The 2174-nt window shown below is 28.7% G+C and carries 2 protein-coding genes; both read left to right on the top strand.

What is annotated here, in order from left to right; translation table 11 throughout:
• The first annotated feature begins 424 nt into the window (after positions 1-424).
• A complete protein-coding gene (locus K8Z87_RS13730; RefSeq protein ID WP_227478149.1) occupies positions 425-1063 on the top strand; it encodes a type IV toxin-antitoxin system AbiEi family antitoxin domain-containing protein in 639 nt (212 codons plus the stop codon).
• Positions 1060-1917 carry a nucleotidyl transferase AbiEii/AbiGii toxin family protein gene (locus K8Z87_RS13735; RefSeq protein ID WP_227478150.1) on the top strand — a complete coding sequence of 286 codons (858 nt, stop codon included), beginning with the start codon at positions 1060-1062 and terminating at the stop codon, positions 1915-1917. The genes K8Z87_RS13730 and K8Z87_RS13735 overlap by 4 nt, the downstream gene beginning before the upstream one ends.
• Positions 1918-2174: the final 257 nt, after the last annotated feature.

A 2174-nucleotide genomic window follows, 5' to 3' on the forward strand; every position in this document is an offset into this window, starting at 1 on the left:
TTTACTCTCTGAACAAGACAAACTAAAATGGAAGAAAGAATTTAAAGGGTTCTTTATTATATCTATGGAATAAACTTTTAAAATTCCTTATAAGGGATGATTTATTTTAAAAATGCTTTTGGTGTAGAAGCTTAAGAATTATCAATTGATTATTATAAACGTATCAACAATTTTAATTCAATTGATGGTTTAATAATAGCTAAAAAAATGTATAAAATTAATTTTAAAGAGATAATGTCTGTATTAGGACTAGTCATCCATAAATGGTACAACTTATTGTAAAAGCATCTCGTATAAATCACTGTAATATTTTGCATATATAATCGGAAATATTCCGATTTTGTGTTTGTTTTTTAACATATAATTGTTATTTTTGAATTAGTTAATCGGAAATATTCCGATTAAATTGTGATATTTTAACAATATGGATTTTAGAAAAAAAATAAAGGAATATTCTGAAGCTCCAATATCTAGGCATTTAATTTTAGAATTACTTAATGATTATCAGCGTCCAAATGATAAAATTAGTGAGTTACTTAAAAGCAAAGAGCTTATTTCTATTAGAAGAGGGTTATATATAATTGGGCCTAAAATTGATTTGCCATCACCTGAACCATTCCTAATAGCTAATCACCTTAGAGGACCAAGTTATGTGTCATTAGAATCTGCATTGTCTTATTGGAATATGATACCAGAAAGAGTTTATGAAATAAGTTCGGTAACCATAAAAACTTCAAAACTTTATAAGACTCAAGTTGGACGATTTAGTTACCATCAATTAAAGATTCCTTATTATTCATATGGAATGAAAAAAATAGAATATTCATCTAAGCAGACACTATTAATTGCTTCACGTGAAAAAGCTTTATGTGACAAAATTGTACTAACCCCGAAAATTAACCTTAGAAGCATAAAACAAACACAAGAATTTTTAATAGAAGATCTTCGTATGGATAGTGAAGTATTAAAAACATTAGATACGAAAATCATGGAATTATGGATTGAAAATGCTCCTAAAAAAAGTAGCCTAAAAATGCTCATTAAAACGCTTATAGAATTATGATAAAAGAGTGGATAGAGGAATATAACCCTCAAAATGAAGAACAAATCTTATCTGCATTGCGAGAAATAATGCAAGAAATTACTCTAGCAGCTTTATCTAGAACTGATTTTTTTGAGAAGGCGGCTTTTTATGGAGGAACCGCTTTGAGAATATTTTATGGATTGAATAGATATTCCGAAGACCTAGATTTTTCCTTACTTAAACCTGATTCTAATTTTTCAATTGAACCATATTTCAAAGTTATCCTGGATGAATTTAAATCATTAGGACTGACCGTTAGTATTAAGGAAAAGAAAAAAACAAAACAAACAGCTATTGATTCTGCTTTTCTAAAAACCGAAACAATATGGCAAGAAATTGTACTCGAAGATATCATCAAAGAAACTGGGGTACGTTCAAATAAAACCTTAAAAATTAAAATAGAAGTTGACCGACAACCTCCATTAAATTTCCAAACTGAAGAAAAGTTATTACTCCGACCATTTTCTTTTTATGTGAAATGTTTTGCCAAACCAAGTTTGTTTGCAGGTAAAATGCACGCCTTGCTATTTAGAAGATGGAAGAATAGAGTCAAAGGAAGGGATTGGTATGACTTGGAATGGTATATTAAAAAAGGAATTCCTTTGGATGTATATCATTTCTTAGCTAGAGCAAAAGATACAGATGACTGGCAAGGCAATAGCATTACTAATGAACAAATTATTGAGCTATTGGATGCAAAAATCAAGTCAGTATCTTTTAAAAGCATTAAAGAAGATGTTTTTAGGTTTATTGAAGATGAAGAAGTATTAAGTATTTGGAGGCCAGAATACTTCAAAGATTTAATAAACAAAATGAAATTTGAGAATACTTAAGACACTATCCTAAAATCTGTGTAGGTTGAAAACTCAGAATTATATTTTTTATAATATTCTTTGGTTCGAGTAAAGTCGGCAATAGCTTTTTCTGATATGGAAGCTTTGCTCCTTTTACACATTAATAATTGTGAGATCAAAACTATTCCTGAAGATTTTAGCTCTAAAAAGATATCTCTTTTTGGTTTAATTATGGACAACAATTTACTCTCTGAACAAGACAAACTAAAATGGAAGAAAGAATTTAAAGGGTTCTT

It is taken from the genome of Winogradskyella immobilis (assembly GCF_021887715.1).
Classification (GTDB): Bacteria; Bacteroidota; Bacteroidia; order Flavobacteriales; family Flavobacteriaceae; genus Winogradskyella; species Winogradskyella immobilis.